This is a genomic window from Paragemmobacter amnigenus (genome assembly GCF_009908265.2).
Lineage (GTDB): Bacteria > Pseudomonadota > Alphaproteobacteria > Rhodobacterales > Rhodobacteraceae > Paragemmobacter > Paragemmobacter amnigenus.
Map to the genome: position 1 here is coordinate 233793 of NZ_JAAATX020000005.1, position 19572 is coordinate 253364.

19 protein-coding genes are annotated in these 19572 nt (G+C 65.0%); 5 read left to right on the forward strand and 14 right to left on the reverse strand.

Going from position 1 to position 19572, the window contains the following annotated elements:
• Positions 1–111 precede the first annotated feature (111 nt).
• The 3 genes from GU927_RS08850 to GU927_RS08860 all read left to right on the forward strand — a co-directional run bounded on the left by GU927_RS08850 (position 112) and on the right by GU927_RS08860 (position 3049).
• On the forward strand, positions 112–951 hold the full coding sequence (locus tag GU927_RS08850) for an SDR family oxidoreductase (RefSeq protein ID WP_161762059.1): 840 nt from the start codon (positions 112–114) through the stop codon (positions 949–951).
• Between the two features lie 218 nt (positions 952–1169).
• A complete protein-coding gene (locus tag GU927_RS08855) occupies positions 1170–2162 on the forward strand; it encodes a TerC family protein (RefSeq protein ID WP_161762061.1) in 993 nt (330 codons plus the stop codon).
• 110 nt (positions 2163–2272) lie between these two features.
• The gene (locus tag GU927_RS08860) at positions 2273–3049 is read left to right on the forward strand and encodes an ion transporter (RefSeq protein WP_161762062.1); all 777 of its coding nucleotides are present in this window, start codon (positions 2273–2275) and stop codon (positions 3047–3049) included.
• A gap of 7 nt (positions 3050–3056) precedes the next feature.
• Here GU927_RS08860 and GU927_RS08865 read toward each other — a convergent pair whose 3' ends face one another.
• The 8 genes from GU927_RS08865 to GU927_RS08900 form a co-directional block, all read right to left on the reverse strand.
• Complete coding sequence (locus GU927_RS08865; protein ID WP_161762064.1) at positions 3057–4121, reverse strand: serine hydrolase domain-containing protein; 1065 nt, start codon at positions 4119–4121, stop codon at positions 3057–3059.
• Between the two features lie 60 nt (positions 4122–4181).
• Positions 4182–6095, reverse strand: coding sequence for a 1-deoxy-D-xylulose-5-phosphate synthase (gene dxs / locus GU927_RS08870; RefSeq protein WP_161762065.1), 1914 nt, complete (start codon positions 6093–6095; stop codon positions 4182–4184).
• 34 nt (positions 6096–6129) lie between these two features.
• Positions 6130–6999: a polyprenyl synthetase family protein gene (locus GU927_RS08875; RefSeq protein WP_161762066.1), complete on the reverse strand. Its 870-nt coding sequence runs from the start codon at positions 6997–6999 to the stop codon at positions 6130–6132.
• Positions 6996–7235 (reverse strand): exodeoxyribonuclease VII small subunit, encoded by a 240-nt coding sequence (locus GU927_RS08880; protein WP_161762067.1) that lies wholly within the window; start codon positions 7233–7235, stop codon positions 6996–6998. Before GU927_RS08880 ends, GU927_RS08875 begins: the two co-directional genes overlap by 4 nt.
• Positions 7232–8158 (reverse strand): histone deacetylase family protein, encoded by a 927-nt coding sequence (locus GU927_RS08885; protein ID WP_161762068.1) that lies wholly within the window; start codon positions 8156–8158, stop codon positions 7232–7234. The genes GU927_RS08880 and GU927_RS08885 overlap by 4 nt, the downstream gene beginning before the upstream one ends.
• A gap of 57 nt (positions 8159–8215) precedes the next feature.
• Positions 8216–8722, reverse strand: coding sequence for a hypothetical protein (locus GU927_RS08890; RefSeq protein WP_161762069.1), 507 nt, complete (start codon positions 8720–8722; stop codon positions 8216–8218).
• 93 nt (positions 8723–8815) lie between these two features.
• A complete protein-coding gene (locus GU927_RS08895) occupies positions 8816–9520 on the reverse strand; it encodes a response regulator (RefSeq protein WP_161762070.1) in 705 nt (234 codons plus the stop codon).
• Positions 9517–10017 carry a MarR family winged helix-turn-helix transcriptional regulator gene (locus tag GU927_RS08900; protein WP_161762072.1) on the reverse strand — a complete coding sequence of 167 codons (501 nt, stop codon included), beginning with the start codon at positions 10015–10017 and terminating at the stop codon, positions 9517–9519. The genes GU927_RS08895 and GU927_RS08900 overlap by 4 nt, the downstream gene beginning before the upstream one ends.
• Before the next feature lie 152 nt (positions 10018–10169).
• Here GU927_RS08900 and GU927_RS08905 point away from each other — a divergent pair, with 152 nt between their 5' ends.
• Positions 10170–11036 (forward strand): branched-chain amino acid aminotransferase, encoded by an 867-nt coding sequence (locus tag GU927_RS08905; protein WP_161762073.1) that lies wholly within the window; start codon positions 10170–10172, stop codon positions 11034–11036.
• Positions 11037–11104: 68 nt separating this feature from the next.
• Here the strand turns inward: GU927_RS08905 and GU927_RS08910 are convergent, their stop codons facing one another.
• On the reverse strand, positions 11105–11533 hold the full coding sequence (locus GU927_RS08910; protein WP_161762074.1) for an organic hydroperoxide resistance protein: 429 nt from the start codon (positions 11531–11533) through the stop codon (positions 11105–11107).
• A 111-nt stretch (positions 11534–11644) separates the two neighbouring features.
• Here GU927_RS08910 and GU927_RS08915 point away from each other — a divergent pair, with 111 nt between their 5' ends.
• On the forward strand, positions 11645–12082 hold the full coding sequence (locus tag GU927_RS08915) for a MarR family winged helix-turn-helix transcriptional regulator (RefSeq protein WP_161762075.1): 438 nt from the start codon (positions 11645–11647) through the stop codon (positions 12080–12082).
• Here GU927_RS08915 and GU927_RS08920 read toward each other — a convergent pair.
• The 5 genes from GU927_RS08920 to gltB form a co-directional block, all read right to left on the reverse strand.
• Positions 12079–12246, reverse strand: a complete 168-nt coding sequence (locus tag GU927_RS08920) for a hypothetical protein (RefSeq protein WP_217765572.1) — start codon at positions 12244–12246, stop codon at positions 12079–12081. The two genes, GU927_RS08915 and GU927_RS08920, sit on opposite strands and share 4 nt — an antisense overlap.
• Before the next feature lie 81 nt (positions 12247–12327).
• The gene (gene queG, locus GU927_RS08925; RefSeq protein ID WP_161762077.1) at positions 12328–13371 is read right to left on the reverse strand and encodes a tRNA epoxyqueuosine(34) reductase QueG; all 1044 of its coding nucleotides are present in this window, start codon (positions 13369–13371) and stop codon (positions 12328–12330) included.
• A 78-nt stretch (positions 13372–13449) separates the two neighbouring features.
• On the reverse strand, positions 13450–14115 hold the full coding sequence (fzlA, locus tag GU927_RS08930) for an FtsZ-binding protein FzlA (protein WP_161762078.1): 666 nt from the start codon (positions 14113–14115) through the stop codon (positions 13450–13452).
• Positions 14116–14189: 74 nt separating this feature from the next.
• Positions 14190–14957, reverse strand: coding sequence for a monofunctional biosynthetic peptidoglycan transglycosylase (gene mtgA / locus GU927_RS08935; protein WP_232489176.1), 768 nt, complete (start codon positions 14955–14957; stop codon positions 14190–14192).
• 64 nt (positions 14958–15021) lie between these two features.
• Positions 15022–19560 carry a glutamate synthase large subunit gene (gene gltB / locus GU927_RS08940; protein ID WP_161762079.1) on the reverse strand — a complete coding sequence of 1513 codons (4539 nt, stop codon included), beginning with the start codon at positions 19558–19560 and terminating at the stop codon, positions 15022–15024.
• Between the last annotated feature and the right edge of the window lie 12 nt (positions 19561–19572).

Below are 19572 nucleotides of genomic sequence, written 5' to 3' on the forward strand. Positions count from 1 at the left end.
CCTGCGATTTGATCAGCCATCTAATCCGAAACAAGGGGGCCACCGCAAGCAAAGGCTTCATGACACGCCTCGGCCCTTGCGGGCGGATGGCGGGCGCGGAATAGTCGCGCCATGAAAACGCTTCTCTCCATCGGACATGGCTATTCCGCACAGGCACTTGCCCGCAGGCTGCTGCCTGCGGGGTGGACTGTCATCGGCACCACACGCAACACGCAAACGGCGCAGGCCCTGCACGAGGCGGGGGTGGAGCCGCTGCTCCTGCCCGCGCCGCTGGCACCGGCCCTGTCGCGGGCGACCCATGTGCTGACATCGGTCGCGCCGGATGCGACGGGTGATCCGATCCTGCGCGACCATGCGGATGAACTGCGCCGCGCCGCGCCGGAATGGGCGGGCTATCTGTCCACGACCGCCGTCTATGGCGACCACGCCGGCGGCTGGGTGGACGAGGATACACCGCCCGATCCTGCCACCGCCCGCGGCAAGGCGCGCGCGGCGGCCGAGGCGGACTGGTCCGCGCTGGGCCTGCCGCTGCATATCTTCCGGCTGGCGGGCATCTACGGGCCGGGTCGCGGCCCGTTCGAGAAAGTCCGCGACGGCACCGCGCGGCGGATCATCAAGGCGGGGCAGGTGTTCAGCCGTATCCATGTCGACGATATCGCCCGCGTGGTCGAGGCGTCGATGCTCCATCCCCGTCCCGGAGCCATCTACAATGTCTGCGACGACGACCCCGCCCCGCCCGAGGATGTCATCGGGCATGCCGCGGAACTTCTGGGCCTGCCGCTGCCGCCCGCCATTCCCTATGAACAGGCCGATCTGACGCCGATGGCGCGCAGCTTCTATGCCGAGTCCAAGCGCGTGCGGAACGACCGGATCAAGGCAGAGCTGGGCGTGCGCCTGCTTTATCCCACCTATCGCGAGGGGCTTGCCGCCCTGCTGGCCCAGGGTGGATAGCGCAGGTTTTTCACGCCCCTGTGAGCGGGCGTGAAAAACCTGTGCGCGAGATACTTGAATAGACCAGACCGCTTCCCATCTTTCCCCAGCGGGCCGGGCCCCTCTGACGCGTCATCGCGCCATGTCGGACCGCATCGAGTGCGCCTCGATGTCATGCCCGGACTCCTGATCGGCTGACCTCCCGGCGTGTTGATGTGCAACCGGAAGGATCGACGGGGATGGAATTCCTTTTTCTGCTGTTTCTGGGCAAGCCGATGTGGATGTGGCTGCTCTTCATAACTCTGGTCATCGCGCTTCTGGCGTTCGACCTTGGCGTTCTGCACAAGGACGGCAACCACGAGATCGGCGTCGCCGAAAGCCTGAAGCTGTCGGGCATGTATATCGCGCTTGGCCTTTCCTTTGCGGGCTTCGTCTACTGGCAGATGGGGTGGGAGCCGACGGCGCATTACCTTACCGCCTTCGTGGTAGAAAAGACGCTTGCGATGGACAACGTCTTTGTCATCGCGCTGATCTTCACATTCTTTGCTGTGCCGCGCGCCTATCAGCACCGCGTGCTGTTCTGGGGTATTCTGGGCGTGATCGTGCTGCGGGGGATCATGATCGGGCTGGGGGCGACGATCGTCGCGTCCTATAGCTGGGTTCTGTACATCTTTGCGGTCTTCCTGATCTTCACCGGCATCAAGATGCTGTTCGTGGCCGACAAGGAGCACAACATCGCGGACAATCCGCTGTTGAAGTTCATCAAGCGCCGCTTTCGCGTCACGGACGAACTGCACGGCAACAGCTTCTTCGTGCAGAAGGCCGATGCCCACGGCAGGATGGTGCGCTATGCCACCCCCCTCTTCATCGCGCTGATCCTGATCGAGATTGCGGACCTTGTCTTCGCGGTCGACTCGGTTCCCGCCGTGTTCACCATCACGACGGACCCCTATATCGTCTACACGTCGAACATCTTTGCGATCCTCGGTCTGCGCGCGCTCTACTTCGCGCTTGCCGCGATCCTGCACCGCTTTGCCTATCTGAAGTATGCACTGTCGCTGCTGCTGGTCTTCATCGGGTCCAAGATCTTCATCGCCGACATCATGGGCTGGGAGAAGTTCCCGCCGAGCTGGTCGCTGGGCATCACCTTTGCGATCCTCGGGGCGGGGGTGTTCTTCTCGCTGTGGAAGACCAGAGGCGAAAAGGACCCCGCCGTGAAGCCCGCCGAATAGGCGAAGCGCAACGCAACGCAGAGAAAAGCGTCCGGCCCCCGTGGCCGGACGTTGCCTTTTTTCGCGGACTGTTCGAAATCGCTGGCAGGAAACACACTAGCGAGTGAACGATGTCCCTGCGCGATACCATTGCCGTCTGGCTTGACTCTCCCAAATTCAACAACTTCATCCTCGGCGTGATCCTATTCAACGCCGTGCTGATGGGGATGGAAACCTCTCCGGCCATCATGGCCTCGATCGGCGGGGCGATCCATTTCCTGGATACCCTCTGTCTTGCGATCTTCGTGGTCGAGCTTCTGGCGAAGCTGTCCACACAAGGACTGCGCTTCTTTCGCTCCGGTTGGAACATCTTTGACGCCATCATCATCGGCATCGCGCTGCTTCCCGACTCCAAGGGGCTTTCGGTGCTCCGGGGCCTGCGGGTGTTGCGGGTTCTGCGCGTCGTCTCCATCGCGCCCAGCCTGCGCCGCGTGGTCGAGGGCCTGCTCAAGGCGCTGCCCGGCATGGCGTCGGTCTTTCTGCTCATGGGTATCCTGTTCTACATCGCCGCCGTCATGGCGACCCAGCTTTACGGGCAGCAATTCCCCGACCGCTTCGGCGATCTGGCAGGATCGGCCCTGACGCTGTTTCAGGTGATGACGATGGAAGGCTGGGCCGATGGCGTGGTGCGTCCGGTGATGGAAATCCACCCCTATGCGTGGCTTTTCTTCATCCCCTTCATCTTCGCCACCAGCTTTGCCGTGATGAACCTTCTGGTCGGTCTGATCGTGAACTCGATGCAAGAGGTCGCCGAGGCAGACATGAAGAAGTTCGAGGTCGACCAGCACGACCAGTTGCTTGCCCGTCTGGACGCGCTGGAAGCCAAGATCGACCGTCTGGCAAAATAGGGGCGGATCACTCCGCCACGGCTTCGTCGATCCGGAAGGCGAGGGCATCCAGTGAGATGCTCTCGCCATTCGCCAGCAGGATCACGCTGACCCCCGATGTCAGGTTCCGCAGGTAATAGGTCGATGTTCCGGTCCAGCTGCCAGAGTGGAAGGCGTAATCCCCCTCTCCGAAACTCTGCACCTCCCAGCCAAAGCCGTATCCTGCGCCGTCATCGTCGATCGGTGTGCCGTCATCCAGCGTGCCGTTGCGGAAGAGCGGGCGCATTTCGGGCAGCATCCCCACCTCGTCCAGCCATGCCTCGTAAAGCGCAAGGTCGGCCAAGGTGGAAAAGACGTTGCCGTCCCCTTCCGAGATGTTGGGATCGCTGACCTCTTCGAAATCGCCATCCGTTCCGTCATATCCCGTGACCCGCGCCGCCTCGTCGACAGGGGTGACGAGCGATGTCATCTCCATCCCCAGTGGACCCCAGATTCGTTCTTCCAGCACATCCCCCAGCGAGTCCTTGCCCCCGGCCTCGGCCACAAGGCTGCCCAGAGCAAGATAGCCGCTGTTGGAATAGGAAAACTCGGTCCCCGGCGCGGCGTCGCGCTCTTGCGCGGCAAGCCAGTCGACCACCTCGTCGTTGGGGGTCATGGCACCATAGTCGTCATAGCCGGAAAGATAGTCCGTCAGGCCGGAAACGTGCTGGACCAGATCCAGCACGATCAAGGGTCGATCCGCCTCTAGATCCTCTGCAAAGGCGGGCAAGATCGTGCCGATTTCGGTTTCGGCGGCATAAAGCCCGTCATTCATCTGCAAGATCGCGGCGACCGCCGTCATCTGCTTGGACACCGAGGCAAGGTCGAAGATCGATCCGGGCGTGACGGGCGTTTCTTCGGCAAGATCGGCGAAGCCATAGCCCGCCATGTGGATCACCTCGCCCTCGCGCGTCACTAGAACCGCCAGTCCGGGCGTTTCGGTGCCGACGACCGCTTCCGCCTCTTCATCCACGACCGGAAGTCGGGGTTCGGCCAGCGCGGCGCCAGGCAGGGCAGCGACAAGCAGGAACGGCAAGGCAAAGTTGGACAACATGGCACCCCTTGATGTTACAGGGTGCAGGATACACGCCTTTCCGGCGGGTGAAAGTCCGGATCAGGCGCGCTTGCCCACGACCGCAACACCCAGCGCGGCAAGAACCTTTGCCTCGATCTGCGCGGCATCCATGCCTGCGATTTCGTACATCCGTTCCGGACTGGCCTGATCAATGAAGATGTCGGGCAGGACCATGCTGCGGAATTTCAGGCCACGGTCAAAAACGCCTTCGTCAGCCAGCAATTGCGCCACGTGGCTGCCGAAACCGCCCACCGCGCCCTCTTCCACCGTCACCACAGCCTCGTGGTTGCGCGCGGCGTTCAGGATCAGGTCGCGGTCCAGCGGCTTGGCAAAGCGCGCGTCGATCACCGTGGGGGCCAGCCCGCGCTGGGCCAGCGCCTCGGCGGCTTTCAGAACCTCTGACAGCCGCGTGCCAAAGGACATGATCGCCGCCCGCCCCCCTTCGCGGATCACGCGTCCCTTCCCGATCTCCAGCACCGTGCCCCGCGCGGGCAGATCGCAGCCCACGCCATCCCCGCGCGGATAACGGAACGCGATCGGCCCCTCGTCATGCGCGGCCGCCGTGGCGACCATGTGCATCAGTTCCGCCTCATCCGCCGCGGCCATCACCACGATGCCGGGCAGGTTGGCAAGGAAGGCCACATCGAAACTGCCCGCATGGGTGGCCCCGTCCGCCCCCACCAGCCCTGCGCGGTCGATGGCGAACCGCACGGGCAACCGCTGGATCGCGACGTCATGCACCACCTGATCGTATCCGCGCTGCAGGAAGGTGGAATAGATCGCACAGAAGGGCTTCATCCCGCCCGCCGCCAGACCGGCCGAGAATGTCACCGCGTGCTGCTCGGCTATGCCCACGTCAAAGCACCGCCGCGGGAAACGGTCCGCAAACAGGTTCAACCCCGTGCCGTCCGGCATCGCCGCCGTCACCGCCACGATCTTCTCGTCCCGCTCCGCCTCGGCGATCAGGCCTTGCGCGAAGACCTTGGTATAGCTCGGCGCGTTCGATGCGGCCTTGGCCTGCACGCCCGTCAGAACATCGAACCGCCCCGTCGCATGGCCCCTGTCCCGCGCAGCCTCGGCTGGGGCATAGCCCTTCCCCTTCTTGGTCAGCACATGGATCAGCATCGGCCCCGTCGCCCGCGCCTTCACCGTCCGCAACAGCGGCAGCAACTGGTCCAGATCATGCCCGTCGATGGGGCCGACATAGGAAAACCCCAGCTCCTCGAACAGCGTGCCGCCGACGGCCATGCCCTTCAGCATTTCCTTCGCGCGCCGCGCCCCTTCCTGGAACGGTTCGGGCAGCAGACTGACCGCCCCCTTCGCCGCCGCCTTCAACTCCTGGAACGGCGCGCCGGAATACAGCCGCGACAGGTAGGACGACAGCGCCCCCACCGGCGGGGCGATCGACATCTCGTTGTCGTTCAGGATGACGAAAAGCCGCTTCTTCAGATGGCCCGCGTTGTTCATCGCCTCGAAGGCCATGCCCGCGCTCATCGACCCGTCGCCGATCACGGCAATGGCATCGCCCGCATCGCCGCCCAGATCGCGCGCGCAGGCAAAGCCCAGCGCGGCCGAGATGGAGGTCGACGAATGCGCCGCCCCGAACGGGTCATAGGGCGACTCGCTGCGCTTGGTGAATCCCGACAGCCCGCCTTCCGTCCGCAGGGTACGGATGCGGTCCCGCCGCCCCGTCAAAATCTTGTGCGGATAGCACTGGTGCCCCACGTCCCAGATCAGCTTGTCGCGCGGCGTGTCGAAGACGGCGTGCAGCGCCACCGTCAGTTCCACCACCCCCAGACCCGCGCCAAGATGGCCGCCCGTCACCGACACTGCGCTGATCGTTTCGGCGCGCAATTCGTCGGCCAACTGCCGCAATTCGCGGTCACTCAACCCCTTCATGTCCGAAGGGGCTGTCACACGGTCCAGCAGCGGGGTCTTTGGTCTGTCGGTCATGCTGCCCTCCAAGGGCAAAAGGGCGGGGACCGCCTCAGTTCTCGCGGCTGATAACGAAGCGCGCGCAGGCGATCAAGTTCGCAGCCCGCGCGCCATAGGGGGCAAGATGGCCCTCCGCCTCGGCGATCAAAGCCCCCGCGCGCGTTTTTGCCGCGTCCAGCCCCAACAGCGACACGAAGGTCGCCTTGCCCGCCTCGGCATCCTTCTGCAGCCGCTTGCCGGTCTTGGCCACATCGCCCTCGACATCCAGCACATCGTCCCAGATCTGGAATGCCAGACCCAGCGCCGTGGCATAGCCCGCCAGCGGTGCCGTATCCGCCCCCGCCAGCACCGCCCCCGCCTCGGCCGACCAGCGGATCAGTGCGCCGGTCTTGCCCGCCTGCAATTCGGTGATCTGTTCCAGCGTCAGCGGCACCGCCGATGTCTCGGCCGCGATGTCCAGCGCCTGCCCCAGAACCATCCCCTCGGCCCCGCTGGCCCGCGCAAGACCGGCGACCAGCGCGATCCGCACATCCCCCGACCCCAGCGCCGGATCGGCCAGCAGTTCGAAGGCCAGCGTCTGCAACGCATCCCCCGCCAGAACCGCCGTCGCCTCGTCCCATTTCACATGCACGGTGGGCTGTCCGCGCCGCAGGTCGTCATCATCCATGCAGGGCATGTCATCATGCACCAGCGAATAGGCATGCAGCGCCTCGACCGCCGCCGCCGCGCTGATCGCCTGCGTGTCGGTCAGGCCGTGCATCCGCGCGCCCTCCATCACCAGAAACCCGCGCAGCCGCTTGCCGCCCCGCAGCGCATAGCGCATCGCATGGACGACCGGCTGATCCGCCCGCCCCTCCAGCGCCCGCATCAGCCGCGCCTCGATGGCGGCGGCGTCGCGGGTCAGCACATCGGCAAAGCTCACATCCCCTCCGCCGGCGTGGTGCCCGTGGCGCGGCCTTCCTGCGCGCGGATCAGTTCCACCTTCTGCTCGGCCGCTGCCAGCTTGGCCGCGCAATGCGCCTTCAGCGCCGCCCCGCGTTCATACAGCGCGATGGATTCCTCCAGCGCGACCTCGCCGCGTTCCAGCTGGTTGACGACCTGTTCCAGCGCCGACATCGCCTCTTCGAAGGTCATTTCGGATACGGCTTTCGCGGTCATCTTCCTCGCTCCTCCAACACGCCCACATGCGCCGCCACCGACGCCTGCAAGGCAGCAAGATCATATCCGCCCTCGAGTGTCGAGACGATGCGGCCAAAGGCGTGCCGCCCGGCAAGATCGCACAGCCGCCGCGTCAGCCAGGCGTAATCTTCGGTCTGCCAGTCCAGCCCCGCCAAGGGGTCCGCCTCATGCGCGTCGAACCCCGCCGAGATCAGCACGAACTCGGGACGGAACGCCTCCAGCGCGGGCAGGATCACCCCGTCATAGGCCGCCCGCATCGCCGCACTGCCAGACCCGCCCCGCAGCGGATGGTTCACGATCTGCCCATGCGCGCCCCGTTCCCCCGCGCTGCCCGTCCCGGGATAGAGCGGCATCTGGTGGGTCGAGGCGAACATCACCCGCCCCTCGTCCCAAAGCAGGTCCTGCGTCCCGTTTCCGTGATGCACGTCGAAATCCACCACCGCCACCCGCGACAGCCCGTGATGGTCCACCAACCGCTTGGCCGCTATGGCAACCGTCCCGAACAGGCAGAACCCCATCGCCGTCGCCGTTTCCGCATGGTGCCCGGGCGGACGGGCCGCGACAAAGGCGTTCGCCGCCTCGCCCGCCATCACCGCATCCACCGCCGCGCAGATGCCGCCCACCGCCCGCAGCGCCGCATCAAGCGAGCCGGGCGACAGCATGGTGTCACCATCCAGCGCCACCCATCCCGCGGACGGCACCGCACGCCGCACCTTGGCCAGATAGGCCGCGGGATGACAGCGCAGCACCTCGTCCTCGCTGGCCAGCGGTGCCTCGCGCCAGTCGACGGGCAGGGGCCTCAACCCCTGCAGAACGGCATCCATCCGCGCCACCTGCTCGGGGTGGCCGGGGGGCGTGACGTGCCGCCGGAAATCCTCATGTGAAAAGACGAGCGTGCCCATACCTCTCCCCCGCAGAGACAGCGGAGATCATAGCGCCGGACACGCCCGCCGTCAGGGTCAACCGCCCGAAGCGGCGTTCTGCTTGTCCTGGCACTCGATCAGCTTGGCCACCGCATCGGCCGAACCGGTGATGTCCAGAGACATCACCTCGGTGCCCTCATGCGTCAGCGTCAGCGACTGTGCATCCACCAGACCGGCAAGGAAATCGGGATTGTCGAAATCCACATTCGCGCCCGGCAGGTCGTCGATCGGATAACCCGTGGCCTCACCGTTGAAGGTGTTGCCATCCAGCGCAATCGTCACCGGATAGGTCTGGCCCTCCTCGATGCCCTGCCACGCCGGATTGGCCGACAGGATATACCCGAAGCCCGTCGTCATATCGATGCCGATGCGTACGACAGAATTGTCCTCGAACTCGCTGATCATCAGACAGCCGTTGTTCAGGCCCGGGTCGATCATGATCGACCAGTTCTCCGTTTCGGCATAGTCCTGTAGTTCTTCCTGCGCGAAGGACGGAACTGCCACAAGGGTGGCCGCAACCGCCACCGCGAAAATCTTGTTCATCACACACTCCAGTTGCTGCCCACTGCGGGCCCGCGCAAGGTATCAGCCCCCATGCCGCCGTCAATCGGCGCAAGAGGCCGGCCGCGGAAACAGTCAATCCGGCTGGAGCATATAGCCCTCGCCGCGCACCGTCTGGAGATAGCGCGGCTGGCGCGGGTCTTCCTCGATCTTGCGGCGCAGGCGCGTGATCTGGACATCCACCGCCCGTTCCTGTGCGCCCTCCTCGCCCGCCTTGCCCGGATCCCCCACCAGACGCTCGCGCGGGATGGGCTGGCCGGGTTGCGCAGCGAACTGGCGCATCAGCGCGGCCTCGGTCGCGGTCAGCCGCACAGGATCGGACCCGCGCCACAGCTCACCCCGCTCCATGTCATAGCGCACCGCGCCCAGATGCAGCACCTTGGGCGGCGCCTCGGTCGCGCGCGGCTGCGGCACCCGCCGCAGGATCGCGTTGATCCGCAGCAGCAATTCCTTCGGTTCGAACGGCTTGACCAGATAGTCATCCGCCCCCGCCTCGAACCCTTCGATCCGGTTCGCCGTCTCGCCGCGCGCGGTCAGCAGCAGGATCGGCACCGCCAGCCGCGACCGCAACTCGCGCGTCAGGCTGATGCCGTCCTCGCCGGGCATCATGACATCCAGCACGATCATGTCGAATTCCAGCCCCGCCAGCAGCCGCCGCGCCTGTGCCGCATCGCGGGCGACCGTGACCAGATACCCGCTCCGCATCAGGAACTTCTGCAGAAGCCCCCGGATGCGTTCGTCATCATCGACGACCAGAAGATGCGCCTGTGGTTCCGTCATCTCTCTCCCTCGCGCAGGGATTGGTACTGCCGCCGCATCTCGGGGTCCATCATCGCCTCGAGCACCGTGCGGAACCCCTGCACCGCCACCGGCCCCGCCGCGCGATAGGCCGCCCGCATCCGCGCGCGCTGGGCATCCGACAGTTGCCGTTCCAGCTCCTGCCCCTTGGCCGTCAGATACAGGTTCCGCTCGCGCTTGTCCTCGCGGCCCACGCGCGCCTCGACCAGACCGTCGTCAATCAGCGTCCGCAGCACTCGGTTCAGGCTCTGCTTCGTCACGCCAAGGATCGTCAGAAGGTTCGACACCGTCGTGGCGGGCGAGCGGTGGATGAAATGGATCGCGCGGTGATGCGCCCGCCCGTAATCCATCCCCTCCAGAATCCGGTCAGGGTCCGCCGTGAACCCGCGATAGGCGAAGAACATCGCCTCGATTCCCTTCCTCAACTGCTCGTCGGTCAGGAACAGCAGGTTCTCGCCGCCGGTATTGCCCTCTGCCATCGCCGCCTCCTTGGCCTGACCGGAATTTACGTCAGCCTTGTTGACTTTCCAAGCATCAACTGTTAGCCAAACCCCGCATTTGCGCAACTTTATGTCCGAAGCGGACCTAACGGACGCAAGATTCGCAAAATTCGACCCTTGGGAGTGGGATCATGGCTGGCTACGACGATCGCGACGGTTTCATCTGGATGGACGGCAAGCTGGTGGAGTGGCGCGGCGCGAATGTCCACATCCTGACCCACGCCCTGCACTATGCCAGCGCCGTCTTCGAGGGCGAGCGTTGCTATAACGGCAAGATCTTCAAATCGACCGAACATTCCGAACGCCTGCGCAAGTCCGGCGAACTGCTCGACATGCCGCTGCCCTTCTCGGTCGAGGAAATCAACGCCGCGAAAGAGGCCGTGCTCAAGGCCAACAACCTGACCGATGCCTATGTGCGCGCCATCGCATGGCGCGGCGCGGGCGAGGATATGGGCGTGGCGTCCAAGCGCAACCCGATCCGCCTTGCCGTGGCCTGCTGGTCGTGGGGCAACTACTATGGCGACGCCAAGTTCAAGGGCGCGAAACTCGACATCGCGAAATGGAAGCGTCCTTCGCCCGAAACCATCCCCCACGCGGCCAAGGCGGCGGGTCTTTACATGATCTGCACCATGTCCAAACACGCGGCCGAGGCGAAGGGCTGCTCTGACGCCATGATGTTCGACTATCGCGGCTACGTGGCCGAGGCGACGGGTGCCAACATCTTCTTCGTCAAGGACGGCGAGGTGCACACCCCCATCCCGGACGCCATCCTGAACGGCATCACCCGCCAGACCGTCATCGGCATGCTCAAGGACATGCAGATCAAGGTCCACGAACGCCGGATCGAGGCGTCGGAGCTTGAAGGGTTCCAGCAGTGCTTCCTGACCGGCACCGCCGCCGAAGTCACTCCCGTGGGCCAGATCGGCGACTACAACTTCGAAGTGGGCGACCTGACCAAGCGCGTCGCGACCGAATACGAAAAGCTCGTCCGCGCCTGATCGCGGCGGCCTGACACGCAAGACGCCCGCACCGATGGTGCGGGCGTTTTCCATTCCGCCGGACAGTGTCAGGCGACGACCGTCTCGACCGTGATGTTGCCCTTTGTCGCGTGCGAATAGGGGCAGATGAAATGCCCGCGCTCGGCGATCTTCTCGGCCACCGCACGCTCCACCCCCGGCATGGTCACGACCAGTTTCACCGTCAGACCGAAGCCGCCCTCGGCCCGTCCGCCGATCCCCACATGGGCGTCCACCGTGGCATCCTCGGGCACGGTGCCCAGCTTCTCCAGCCCCGCGACATAGCGCATCGCGCCCAGATAGCAGGCCGCATAGCCCAGCGCGAACAGCTCTTCGGGGTTATGCCCCGCGCCCGACCCGCCCAGCTCCTTGGGGCTGGTCATCGTCACGGTCAGCTTGCCATCGGCCAGCTTCGCCAACCCGTTGCGCCCGCCACCCGTCGCCTGCGCCGCGGCCGTGTATTTTGCTTCGATCGACATGAGTCTCTCCATTATATCGTATTCGATTAAATCGTGTGCGATATATCTACCGGCCAGATGCCCTCATGTCAATCGCTTGCGCCTTCATCGCGCGCGACCTAGCATGATCCGATGTCAGACCGCGCCGCCCTTCCACCCCCCCAGATGCTGTGCTTCGCGCTGTATTCGGCGGCCCATGCCATGCAGGCTGCCTACAAGCCACTGCTCGATCCGCTGGGACTGACCTATCCGCAATACCTCGCCCTTGCCGCGCTCTGGGCCAGGGACGCACAGACCGTCGGCCAGATCGGCGCGACCCTGCATCTGGACAGCAACACGCTGACCCCGCTTCTGAAGCGGCTGGAACAGGCCGGATGGATCACGCGCCAGCGGGACAGTGCAGATGAACGCCAAGTCCGCCTGCACCTGACCGCAGCAGGCAGGCAATTGCAGGAAAAGGCCGCAGAGGTGCCGCTCTGTTTCCTCGATCTGGCTGGCCTTGACCGCGAACAGGCGGCAGCGCTGCGCGACGAACTGGCCGCACTCCGCGACCGGATGCGTCGGCGTTAGGCGCTCCGCCCCCGCGCGATCCGCAGGAATTGCACCAGCCGTGACGACCCCGCCCCGCCCCTCGGACGGTGCCATGTCTCGCGCGGGGTACGGGAAAGACGCAGGAATTGCTTTACGCGGCTGCCAGTCGATGCGCTGCGTTTGTCGGCAAGATGTTTGGCCATGCCATCCTCCAGATCCACGATACGCCAAAAGGCTAACAGCGAATCGCCGAACGCCCAACCATCCGTTCACAGCAACTGCGCCTATCCGCCGCCATCCTGCGCCGACAGGCGCGCAACCGCCCAACGGGCGGCATCCGCCACCGAAGGGTCCGCATCGTCCCGCAGGGGTTCCGCAACAGCCTGCAGCCGCGGCAGGCCCGAATTTCCGATCGCATAGAGCACGTTGCGCACAAAACGGTCCCGACCGATCCGCTTGATCGGACTGCCCGCAAACCGCGCGCGGAACCCCGCATCATCCAGCGTGGCAAGCTCGGCCAGTTCCGGCGCGCCGACGCGCGGCTGATAGCCGATTTCGCGCGCCGCCTGCGCGAACTTGTTCCACGGGCAGACCGCCAGACAGTCATCGCAGCCATAGATGCGGTTGCCCATCAGCGCCCGCAATTCCGGCTCCACCGGCCCCTTGTGCTCGATCGTCAGATAGGAAATGCACCGCCGCGCATCCAGCTGATAGGGCGCCGGAAAGGCCCGCGTGGGGCAGGCGTCCAGACAGGCCGTGCAACTGCCGCAATGGCTGACTTCCGCAGCGTCCTTCGGCAGGTCCAGCGTCGTGAAGATCGCGCCAAGGAAGAACCAGTTGCCCAGATCGCGCGACAGAAGGTTGGTATGCTTGCCCTGCCAGCCCAGCCCTGCCGCCTGCGCCAGCGGCTTCTCCATCACCGGCGCGGTGTCGACGAAGACCTTGATCTCGCCCCCGGCCTGATCGATCAGCCACCGCCCCAGCCGCTTCAGCCGCCGCTTGACCAGATCGTGGTAATCCTTGCCCTGTGCATAGACGCTGATCGCCCCCCTCTCCGGCTGCGCCAGCACGGCCAGGGGGTCTGCCTCGGGCGTATAGACCTCGGCCAGCATGATGACCGACCGCGCCTCGGGCCACAGCGCCGCCGCATTGCCGCGCCATTCCATCCGCTCGGCCATCCATCCCATCTGCCCGTGCCGCCCCGCCTCGACAAAGGCCGCCAGCCGCGCGGCCGTTCCGGGCACCGCGTCGGGCGCGCAGATGCCGACCTTGGAGAACCCCTCCTCCAGCGCCCGCGCCACCAGCGCCTCTTTGATCGTCCCTGTCATTTTCCGTCCCCAAATATCTTCGGGGGGAGTCGCCGCATGGCGACGGGGGGCAGACAGCCCCCCTGCGACGCCGGCCGCCTAGAAATCCAGATCCGCATAGTGCAGCGGCGGCGGGAAGCCCGGCACCTGATCAGCCAGCAGCGTGCGGAAACTGGGCCGCGACTTGATCTTGGCATACCAGTCCTTCACCGTGGCCGACCGGTTCCAGTCCACATCGCTGATATAGTCCAGACAGGACAGATGCGCCGCCGCGGTGAAATCGGCCAGCGTCATCACATCCCCCGCCAGCCAGCGCCTCTGGTCCAGCAGCCACGCCAGATAATCCAGATGGTACTTGATCCGCGTCGCGCCGAACTTGACGTTCTTGCTGTCCGGATAGCCCTGTCCCATCACCTTCTTGTTGACCCGCTCGTAAAGCAGCTTCGACGTCACCTCGGTATGGAACTTGTCGTCGAACCACGCGCAAAGCCGCCGCACCTCGTAGCGCTGTTCGGGGTCGCGCGGCATCAGTTGCGGGGTGGGGATCGCCTCTTCCAGATATTCGCAGATCGCTTGGCTTTCGGACAGCACGCGGGTGTCCCAGCGCAGGACCGGCACCTTGCCCGCCGGATTGCGCCGCAGGAAATCGGGCGAGGGCTCCCAGTACCGCTCTTCCACCAGCTCCACCTCCAGCCGCTTTTCGGCAAGGGTCAGGCGGACCTTGCGGCAAAAGGGGGAGAGCGGAAAGTGATACAGGCGGATCATCTGGCCAATGCGTCCCGAAGGGTCATGTAACGGTTCTGAATCTCTTGCCCGCTCGGGGGCGGGAATTCAACGCCTCATTCCTCGAAACAGGCGGCTCGGCCATCTGCCGCAATGGTTTCGGCGCCCGACATGATCGACCGCGTGCGCGAGCGGACGAAGCTTGACGGTTCCGATGCCGACCGGTTCTGCGGATCGGGCAGGACGGCGGCCAGACGGGCGGCCTGTGTGGGGGACAGATCGCGGGCATCCACACCGAAATGGTGCTGTGCCGCGGCCTGTACGCCAAACACGCCCTCGTCGAATTCCGCTACGTTCAGATAGACTTCGAGGATCCGCCGCTTGGTCCAGACCGTCTCGACCACAGGGGTCAGCGCAGCCTCCATCGCCTTTCGCAGCCATGACCGCCCGTGCCACAGAAAGACATTCTTCACCATCTGCTGGCTGATGGTCGATGCGCCGCGGTTCGATCCCTTTTCGACCGCCTCGCGGATCGCGGCCATGTCAAAGCCCCAGTGCAGGCAGAAATTCGCATCCTCGGCCGCCACGGCCGACCGCGCCATGACGGGGGCGATCTCTTCGAAGGATACCCAGTCCTTCTCGATCCCGCCCAGACGCGCCACCTCGCCCAGCTGGTAGAAGTTGATCGGCGGCGGCAGGAAGGAAAAGAGCAGGATCAGCACGGCATAGACCGCCCCCACCCCCGCCAGCCCGCGCCCTGCCCAGCGCAGCGCGCGCCTGCGCCACGGCGGTGCCGGTGCGGGCTCGGCCTCGGCGGCCTTGACCGCGGATTTGCGCGGCTTGCGGGCGGGTTTCTCGGGGCTGTCGGTCATGGCGGCGAACATAGCCACGAAATGCCGTGGCCGCAAAGGTCGAAGGCCCCCGGTTTCGCGGGGGCCTTCGGTCAGATCACTCGGCCGGAACCTTCTGTGCCTCGTCCGAGAGCGGATGGGGCAGGCGGCTCACCATCTCCTTCGGGCAGACCTGCAGGAAGTTGCGCTTCTCTGCCTCCCAGTCACCCAGAATCCGCGCCCCGATCCGCGAGCCCGTCTCGGCCACATGCGCCTCGATCAGACCCTTGAGCTGTGCTTCCCAATGGGGATGCCCGATGCCGCAGGTCAGGATCGACTCGAGGTTCATGAACTCTTCCGCCACTCCGTCGGGGTCATAGACATAGGCCATGCCGCCCGTCATGCCCGCGCCGAAGTTCGCGCCGATCCGGCCAAGGATCACCGCGACGCCGCCGGTCATGTATTCGCAGCCGTTCGACCCGCAGCCTTCGACCACCACCTTGGCGCCCGAGTTCCGCACCGCAAAGCGTTCGCCCGCGCGGCCCGAGGCGTAAAGGAAGCCGTCGGTCGCCCCGTAAAGCACGGTGTTGCCGATGATCGTGTTCTCTTCCGCCTTGAGCGGCGAGGACATCAGCGGACGCACGGTGATCGTGCCGCCCGACAGGCCCTTGCCCACATAGTCATTGGCGTCGCCCTGCACCTCGATCTTCAGACCGCGGACAGAGAAGGCGCCCAGCGACTGCCCGCAGGAGCCGGTCAGTTTCACCGTCAGGTGGTCGGGTTGCAGGCTGTTCCGCATCCCGAATTTCTTGACGATGTGCGACGAGGCCCGCGTCCCGATGGTCCGCAGCGTGTTCCGCACGGCATAGGACAGCTGCATCTTTTCGCCATCTTCAAAGAAGCGGTGGCCGTCCTTGATGATTTCGGCATCCAGCGTATCCGGCACGGCATTGCGCGGCTTTGACCGGTCGTAGGTGATCTTGGACGACCCGTCGACCGTGATCAGCAGCGGGTTCAGGTCCAGATCGTCCAGATGCGCGGACCCGCGGCTGACCTGCGTCAGCAGATCGGCACGTCCGATGATCTCGTCCAGACTGCGCGCGCCGATGGAGGCGAGGATTTCCCGCACTTCCTGCGCGTAGAAGGTGATCAGGTTCACCACCTTGTCCGCATTGCCCGTGAACTTCTGGCGCAGTGCCTCGTTCTGGGTGCAGACGCCGACGGGGCAGGTGTTGGACTGGCACTGGCGGACCATGATGCAGCCCATCGCGATCAGGGCGGCGGTGCCGATGCCGTATTCCTCGGCCCCCATCATCGCGGCCATGACGATGTCGCGGCCCGTACGCAACCCGCCATCGGTCCGCAGCGTCACCCGCTCGCGCAGGTTGTTCATCGCCAGAACCTGATGCGCCTCGGTCAGGCCCATTTCCCACGGGAGCCCAGCGTATTTGATCGAGGTCGCGGGCGATGCCCCCGTGCCGCCATTGTGGCCCGAGATCAGGATGACATCGGCCTTGGCCTTGGCCACGCCCGCCGCGATTGTGCCCACGCCCGAGGCCGACACCAGCTTCACCGTGACCTTGGCGCGCGGGTTGATCTGTTTCAGGTCATAGATCAGCTGCGCGAGGTCTTCGATGGAATAGATGTCATGATGCGGCGGGGGCGAGATCAGCGTGACGCCCGGCGTCGAATGGCGCAGCCGCGCGATCAGCGCCGTCACCTTCATCCCCGGAAGCTGGCCACCTTCGCCGGGCTTGGCACCTTGGGCCACCTTGATTTCCAGCTCCTCGCAGGCGTTCAGGTATTCGGCGGTGACGCCGAAGCGGCCCGACGCCACCTGCTTGATCTTGGCCGACGGGTTGTCGCCGTTGGGTTCGGGGGTGAAATGCGCCGGATCCTCGCCGCCTTCGCCCGAGTCGGATTTCGCGCCGATGCGGTTCATGGCGACGTTCAGGGTCTTGTGCGCCTCGGGGCTGAGCGCACCCAGCGACATGCCGGGGGTGACGAAGCGTTTGCGGATCGAGGTGATGGATTCGACTTCCTCGATCGGGACGGGTTTGCCCAGCGGCTTGATGTCCAGAAGGTCGCGGATGTGGATGGGCGGGTTCGCCCGCATCGCGGCGGAATACTGCTTCCACAGGTCATAGCTGGCGCGGTCGCAGGCCGATTGCAGCATGTGCATCGTCTGTGCTTCCCATGCGTGCTTTTCGCCCGAACGGCGGGCCTTGTAGAAGCCGCCGATGGGCAGGACATCCGTCCCGCCCAGCCAACCCTTGGCGTGGACTTCCTCCAGCTTCTGTTCGATGCCGTGCAGGCCGATGCCGGAGATGCGCGAATGCATGCCGGGGAAGTATTCGGCCACCATGGCGCGGGACAGGCCCACCGCTTCGAAGTTCAGGCCGCCGCGGTAGGAGGAGATGACCGAAATGCCCATCTTGGACATGATCTTCAACAGCCCCGCGTCGATGGCGTCGCGGTAGCGGCGCATCGCGTCGGTCAAGGTGCCGTCCAGCAGGCCGCGGCTGATGCGGTCGGCGATTGAGTCCTGTGCCAGATAGGCGTTCACCGTGGTCGCGCCGCAGCCGATGAGGACGGCGAAGTAATGCGGGTCGATGCATTCCGCCGAACGGACGTTGATGGAGCAGAAGGTCCGCAGGCCCTTGCGCGTCAGCCAGCTATGCACGGCAGAGGTGGCAAGGATCATGGGCATCGGGACCCTGTCCGGCCCCTGATGCTGATCCGTCAGCACAAGGTGGCCCGCGCCGGAGCGGACGGCATCCTCGGCCTCGGCCCGGATGCGTTCCAGCCCGGCGCGCAGGTCGTCCAGACCCGGGGTGGCGGGGAAGGTGCAGTCGATGAAGGCCACCTGATCGCCGAACTGTTTGACCATCACGTCAAACTCGGCATTGGCGATGAAGGGGCTTTCCAGAACGAGGATTTCGGTCTGGCTGCTGTTTTCATCCAGCACGTTCCGCAGGTTGCCGAAGCGGGTCTTGAGCGACATGACCCGACCCTCGCGCAAGCTGTCGATGGGTGGGTTCGTGACCTGGCTGAAGTTCTGGCGGAAGAAGTGGCTCAGCGGGCGATAGACCTTGGACAGCACCGCCGCAGGCGTATCGTCACCCATCGAGGCGACCATTTCCTTGCCGTCCTCGGCCATGGGCGCCAGAACCTGCTCCAGCTCCTCGACCGTGTAGCCCGCCGCGATCTGGCGGCGGCGAAGCTCGGCACCGGTGAACATCGCGGCTTCCGGCACGTCGCGCAGCAGGCTGTTCAGGTCGACGATCTTTTCGATCCAGTCGCCATAAGGCTGGCTGGCGGCCAGTTTGTCCTTCATTTCGGCGTCGTGGTAGAGGCGGCCTTCGGCCATGTCGACGGCGATCATCTGGCCGGGGCCAAGCGCCCCTTTCTCGCGGATGGTGGTTTCATCCACGGGAACCATGCCCGCCTCGGACCCCGCGATCAGCATCCCGTCGCCGGTGATGACATAGCGCATCGGGCGCAACCCGTTGCGGTCCAGCCCGCCGCAGACCCAGCGGCCATCCGTCATGGCCAGCGCGGCGGGGCCGTCCCACGGTTCCATGACCGAGTTGCAATAGGCATACATGTCCGCCCATGCCTTGGGCATGTCGGTCGTGGTCTTGGACCATGCTTCCGGCACCAGCATCGTCTTGGCCATGGGGGCCGAGCGACCCGACCGCACCAGCACCTCGAACACCGCATCCAGCGCGCCCGAGTCCGACGTGCCCGACGGGATGATCGGCTTGATATCCTCGGCCGCGTCGCCAAAGTTGGCGGAGGCCATGCGGATTTCATGGCTGCGCATCCAGTTCACGTTGCCCTTCAGCGTGTTGATCTCGCCGTTATGGGCCAGCATCCGGAAGGGCTGCGCCAGCCACCATTGCGGGAAGGTGTTGGTCGAATAGCGCTGGTGGTAGATCGCGAAGGAGGATTCGAAACGGTCATCCATCAGGTCGGGGTAGAAGACCGCGACCTGTTCGGCCAGCATCATGCCCTTGTAGATGATCGACCGGCAGGACAGCGAGCAGAGATACAGCCCCTGAATCTGCGCGGCCAGCGCCGCCTTTTCGATCCGGCGGCGGATGATGTAAAGCTCGCGCTCGAACTGTTCCTGATCGATGTCCTTTTCGCAGCGGATCAGGATCTGTTCGATTTCCGGTCGCGTTGCGTTCGCCTTATCCCCCAGAACCTCGGTGTTCACCGGAACGTGGCGCCAGCCATAGATGTAATGGCCCATGCGCAGCACTTCGGTTTCCACGATCGTGCGGCAGCGTTCCTGCGCGCCGAAATCGGTGCGGGGCAGAAAGACCTGACCCACGGCGACCAGCTTGTTCAGGTCGGGCTCGTGCCCCGTGCGGCGGATCACGTCATAGAAGAACTTGACGGGGATCTGCACATGGATGCCCGCGCCATCCCCCGTCTTGCCATCCGCATCCACCGCGCCCCTGTGCCACACGGCCTTGAGCGCGTTGATGCCGTTTTCAACGACCTTGCGCGACGGCTTGCCGCTGATCGACACGACCAGACCCACCCCGCAAGAGGCGTGTTCGTCATCTTCCTTGTACAGGCCGTTCTCGTGCAGCCACTGCCGCTTTGCCTCTTCGGCCTTCACCCAGGCTTCATCATAGATCGTCATGGCTTGGGTCTC